Source organism: Pseudomonas sp. PA-4-8C, assembly GCF_021606625.1.
In the GTDB taxonomy this organism is placed as follows: domain Bacteria; phylum Pseudomonadota; class Gammaproteobacteria; order Pseudomonadales; family Pseudomonadaceae; genus Aquipseudomonas; species Aquipseudomonas lactis.
The window spans coordinates 1-5,444 of the sequence record NZ_WKCD01000334.1 but is presented as its reverse complement, the minus strand read 5'-3'; the positions used below and the strand labels follow the sequence as shown (position 1 = coordinate 5,444).

Annotated in this window: 3 protein-coding genes and 1 pseudogene; 3 read left to right on the top strand and 1 reads right to left on the bottom strand. The window is 54.7% G+C overall.

Annotated elements, in window-relative coordinates; all coding sequences use genetic code 11:
• Nucleotides 1–25 precede the first annotated feature (25 nt).
• On the bottom strand, nucleotides 26–343 hold the full coding sequence (locus tag GIW04_RS27400; protein WP_073452155.1) for a hypothetical protein: 318 nt from the start codon (nucleotides 341–343) through the stop codon (nucleotides 26–28).
• 459 nt (nucleotides 344–802) lie between these two features.
• On the opposite strand from GIW04_RS27400, the pseudogene GIW04_RS27395 reads away from it, so the two are divergent.
• The 3 genes and pseudogenes from GIW04_RS27395 (at nucleotide 803) to GIW04_RS27385 (ending at nucleotide 5,156) form a co-directional block, all read left to right on the top strand.
• Nucleotides 803–2,049, top strand: a pseudogene (locus GIW04_RS27395) (IS256 family transposase).
• Nucleotides 2,050–2,304: 255 nt separating this feature from the next.
• On the top strand, nucleotides 2,305–3,924 hold the full coding sequence (locus tag GIW04_RS27390; RefSeq protein WP_120248821.1) for a class I SAM-dependent DNA methyltransferase: 1,620 nt from the start codon (nucleotides 2,305–2,307) through the stop codon (nucleotides 3,922–3,924).
• A 2-nt stretch (nucleotides 3,925–3,926) separates the two neighbouring features.
• On the top strand, nucleotides 3,927–5,156 hold the full coding sequence (locus GIW04_RS27385) for a restriction endonuclease subunit S (protein ID WP_236479387.1): 1,230 nt from the start codon (nucleotides 3,927–3,929) through the stop codon (nucleotides 5,154–5,156).
• The last annotated feature ends 288 nt before the right edge of the window (nucleotides 5,157–5,444 follow it).

Sequence of the window (5,444 nt, the reverse complement as noted above, 5' to 3'; positions counted from 1 at the left end):
CGCGATAGGTGAACAACAACGTTGATCAGAATTTAATCAACCTGAAACGACAGGCCACGACCAGCACCGTTGGCCAGAACAGTGTATTGGCGATGTCATGGAGACTCGCGCCCCACCGCCAGTATCCCAAGCTCGCCTTATCATCCATAAGATCGAACAACTCGATGAGGCTCGCCCCCGCTAACACGACCAGCCAGTTGCTGAAGGAACCCAGGGATTTTCGAGTGATGCAGCTAGCAGCGATCAGTAATGTCAGGCCTACATAGATATGCAGGGCATCCCTCGAAAGGCCAGTGGCTGAAATAATCCCAAGCTTGAGTGATTGCAGTATGGAAGCGTCCATTGAGTGTTTCCTCGTTTATCGGGGCTTAGGTCCACGATAATTACTCGCGGTTTGATGGGTTGTCACGCTCAATAGCCGGACCTGAAAGCCCATTCGTTTCAGGGCAACGTTGGCTGTCTGGCTTACGATGGGCTGGGGGAGTGGGCATTGCTTTCGTTTGGCAGGACACCGTGGAGGGTGTTGCTGAAAAAGGGGCTGAACCTTGCGAGAGTTCGCATCAATCGAAACTCACCTGTCATGCGTCCAGATGCAGAGAAATCCGCACTGGGCGGGCTTCTCTGGTGTCTAGATTGGCCGGGGTAATCTGAAACAAGTCGGTATCTATTTGTTTTCTTTGGTTAATAATCTATTGGTCAACTTGCTTGGAATACCAGTTGGAACGCTGAGTGGTCTAGATTCCGATGGAAGAGAGGGTTTCAGAAATTTTGTATTCGGGCATAACATGAGTGAGGTGCATGTATGCCAATCAAAGAGAAAACCTTGCTTGACCTGCCCAAAATCCCCAAAGAGCTGGTCGAGCTGTTCGGTGAAGCCCTGATGTCCGCAGGGGCTATTGAGGATGCCTCTGCGGCGTTCAAGAAGGCCCTGACCGAACGCTCGTTGAGGCCAGGGTATCCGCCAGGCGCGCAGCGCCCAGAGGATGAATCCAACAAGCGTAACGGCAAGAGTGGAAAGACGGCTTTGACGGGGATGGCCTGTTGCGGCTGGAAATCCCCCGCGATCGAGACGGAAGTTTTGCGCCCATTCTGATCCCCAAGCATGAGTGCCGTTACACCGTATTCGATGACAAATTCATCGCCATGTACGACCGTGGAATGACGGTCAGAGAGATCCGGGCATTTCTGTCCGAGCAGTACGGAACAGACGGTTCACCCGATTTCATCAGCTCTGTGACAGATGAGGTCATGGCAGAAATTGGCATGTGGCAACAGCGGCCACTGGAGCCGATGTGCCCGGTCATTTTCTTTGATGCATTACGGGTGAAAATCCGCGAAGAAGGTCTGGTGCGCAACAAGGCTATTTACCTGGCGCTGGGCGTTCTCCCCGACGTTACGCGCGATACCCTGGGCTTCTGGATCGAGAACACCGAGGGTACAAATTTCTGGATGAAGGTGTTCAACGACCTCAGGAAATGTGGCGTCGAGGATGTACTGATTGCTGTGACCGATGGGCTCAAAGGCGTGCCAGAGGCCCTTAGTGCAGTGTTTCCAGAAACGACACAGCAGACCTGCATTGTGAATCTGGTCGCAACATCCTGGACTATGCGGCGTGGGACAAGCGTCGAGAACTGGCCAAAGCGCTGAAACCAATTCACCGCGCCATCAATACAGAAGCGGCCAGGCATTGAATGAGTTTGAAAGCGGGCCTTGGGGCAAGCAGTGTCCAACGGTGTTGGCTGCTTGGAAACGCGCTTGGAGTCGAGTAATTCCATACTTTGTCTTCCCGCTGGCTATCGGGCAAGTGTTCTATGCCACCACGCCATCGAGAGCATCAATGCTCGGCTACGCAAGATCATCAAGACCCTGGGCCATTTCCTGAACGATGACGCCGCCTTCAAGCTGATATGGCTGGGGCTGCGAAACATCACGGTAAGCTGGGGCTCGGCGGCGCATGATTGGAAAAGTGTGATGAATCAATTTGCAATTCTGTACGGGGATCGGTTCATCGAGCCGAGCTGGGGAAAATCAGGGCCTTCCTGGCGGTAGGCCATTACCGGCCCGAACACAAAAAATCTGACGCTCCGGTGGTGACTTGGCCAGACGTATAAGAAGATCTTACCTGCCTCCTGAATTTAGCGTTTAATGCGCCACACACGTCGATGGCGTCTAAGCCTCGCAAGCTCGGGCAAGCAATTGAACAAGGCGAAAGGAACTGAACGTCCTACATTAGGACAATCACGTTCAGCCTCAGCAAGCCCGAGCACCATTCAACAGGCTGAACCAGATTGAGAAAGACTGACCATGCAATGGATCGCCCCATCCGAAAGAGACGCTACCGCCAACTCGCTTGAAAAACGCCTATGGGATGCCGCTGACCAATTTCGCGCCAACTCAGGCTTGAAAGCACAGGAATACTCCGGGCCTATCCTCGGCCTGATCTTCCTGCGCTTTGCAGAGGTCCGCTTTGCCTTGCTGCGAACTAAGCTTGACGCAGAAGGTGCTTCAACTCGCCGGGGTAGCCGGGTAGATGTACCAGAGGCCTACCATGCGGAAAGCACGCTGTACCTGAGCGAGGAAGCGCGCTTCGATCATCTGCTTACCCTGCCTGAGGCGTCGGACATCGGTGGTGCTGTCAACACAGCTATGCGCGAGATCGAGAAGCACAATCCCAAGCTCGCAGGCGTGCTGCCCAAGACCTATAACCTGTTCACCAGCACCTTACTCAAGGAGCTCTTGAAGAAGGTCTCCGAGATACCGGCCACCCTCGACTACGACGCCTTTGGCCGCATTTACGAATACTTCCTCGGTGCTTTCGCCATGAGCGAGGGCCAGGGCGGTGGCGAGTTCTATACCCCTAGCAGCATAGTGCGCCTGCTCACCGAAGTGATTGAACCCTTCCACGGCCGCATTCTCGACCCCGCCTGCGGATCGGGTGGTATGTTCGTACAGTCCGCGCGCTTTGTGGCCGAGCACCAGAAAAATCCCGCAGCCGAACTCTCCATCTGTGGTGTCGAGAAAACCGATGAAACTGGCCGCCTGTGCCGCCTTAACTTGGCAGTACACGGGCTGGAAGGCCAGATAAGCCATGGCGGCAACGTCAACAGTTACTACGATGACCCGCACAATGCCGTCGGCCAGTTCGACTTCGTACTGGCCAATCCGCCGTTCAACGTTAATGCCGTAGACAAAGAGCGCCTAGGTGACATGGTTGGTCCTGGTCGCCGCTTCCCCTTCGGCCTGCCGCGCACTGACAACGGCAACTACCTGTGGATTCAGCTGTTCTACTCGTCGCTGAATGCTCAAGGCCGCGCCGGCTTCGTAATGGCCAACTCGGCCTCCGATGCACGCTCCTCCGAGCAGGAAATGCGGCAGCAACTGATTGAAGCGCGTGCTGTTGATATAATGGTCGCCGTCGGCACCAATATGTTCTACACCGTCACTCTGCCCGTTACCTTGTGGTTCCTCGACAAGGGCAAGGCCGATACTTCGCGTGCCGATACGGTGCTGTTTATCGACGCCCGCCATATTTACCGCCAGATCGACCGCGCCCACCGCGACTGGACGGCCGCCCAGATCGGTTTTATCGCTAACCTTGTGCGCCTGTATCGCGGCGAAGCACTCGACCTCACCCTTGGCGGTGCGGATGCTGAAGCCAAGCTCAAAGAGACCTTCGGTGAGCAGCCCGCCTACGCCGACGTGCTGGGTCTGTGCAAGGCCGCCACCCTGCAAGAGATCGAAGCCCAGGGCTGGTCACTCAATGCCGGTCGTTACGTCGGCGTCGCGCCGGGCGAGGATGTGAGCGACGAGGACTTCAAGGAGCAGCTGGAAACCCTGAATGAGGAACTGGAATCGCTGAATGCTCAAGCGCGTGAGCTAGAACAAACCATTGCCACGAATGTGGCTGGCATTTTGGAGTCGTGATTATGGCGACCTGGCCCGTAAAGCGCATGGATGAGTTATGCGAGATCACCTCAAGTAAGCGCATCTTTGCAGCAGACTACGTTTCCGAAGGAGTTCCCTTTTATCGCGGGCGTGAAATCACCGAAAAGTACAAAGGAAACCTGGACGTCTCTACAGAACTATTCATTACAGAAGAAAAATTCAGGGAAATTGATCGTAAGTTTGGCGCACCTAGGCAAGGTGACTTACTGCTTACGTCGGTTGGAACTCTCGGCTCCGTTTATGTTGTAAAACCCAGCGATCGCTTTTACTTCAAAGATGGAAACCTGACTTGGTTTCGGAATTTCAAGGGGCGCAACAGCCAGTTCCTTTATTACTGGATTGGCTCGCCCCAAGGCAAAGCTGAGCTTAAGAAATGCACGATTGGTTCGTCGCAGTCGGCTTTCACTATCGTGCTGCTGAAGGGGATTGAGATTGAACTCCCACCACCCGCCGTCCAACAACGCATCGCAGACATTCTGTCTGCCTACGACGAACTCATCGAGAACAGCCAGCGGCGCATCAAGACTCTGGAGTCGATGGTCCGCGCCCTCTACCGCGAATGGTTCGTCCACTTCCGCTTCCCCGGCCACGAAAGCATTCCACGCATCACCTCCTCTCTCGGCGAGATTCCGCAGGGGTGGGAGGTGAGAAAGCTGGGCAACCTTGCCGAAGAAATGCGACGCAACGTGCGCAAAGGCAAGCTTGAAGAAGAACAGCCGTATGTTGGCCTTGAACACATACCGCGTCGGTCGCTTACACTGGATGCGTGGGAAGAAACAAATGAACTCGGCTCAAACAAACTTGAGTTCAAGAAAGGTGAGATTCTCTTCGGAAAAATTCGACCGTACTTTCATAAAGTAAGCATCGCCCCGTTCGACGGCCTGTGTTCAGCGGACACCATCGTCATTCGCGCACGGCAACTCGAATATTACGCAATCGTCGTTAGCTGCGTTTCAAGTGACGAGTTTGTCGCTCATGCAACAGCAACCTCAAATGGCTCGAAGATGCCGCGTGCAAATTGGCACGTGCTTGAAGAGTACCCTGTCGTCATACCCACGGTGGAAGTTGCCCGTCAATTTTCGGCAGTAATTGAGCCGTCGATTCGGCAAATGCAAGCGCTGGTTTTTCAAACCATCAACCTCCGCCGTACCCGCGACCTGCTACTACCGCGCCTGCTCTCCGGCCAGATCAACGTAGATCCCTCCGCATGAGCATGAAAAAGAGCCTGAGTAAGCTGGAGTGCGTGCCGTTATTGTCAAAGCCTACTGTGACAAGGCCTTCTCACCCCCACGACCCACTGCTACCGCGCTAGCCCTCTGGCTAGATTGACCTCAAGGACGACCGAGAAATGAGCGCTTACGCCTACAGTGAAGACCAACTCGTCGAGCAACCTGCCATCGGATTGTTTGCTGCTCTTGGCTGGCAGACGCTGTCGGCAATGGAAGAAACCTTCGGCGCCAGCGGCACTCTAGGGCGCGAAACCAAGAGCGAGGTCGTTC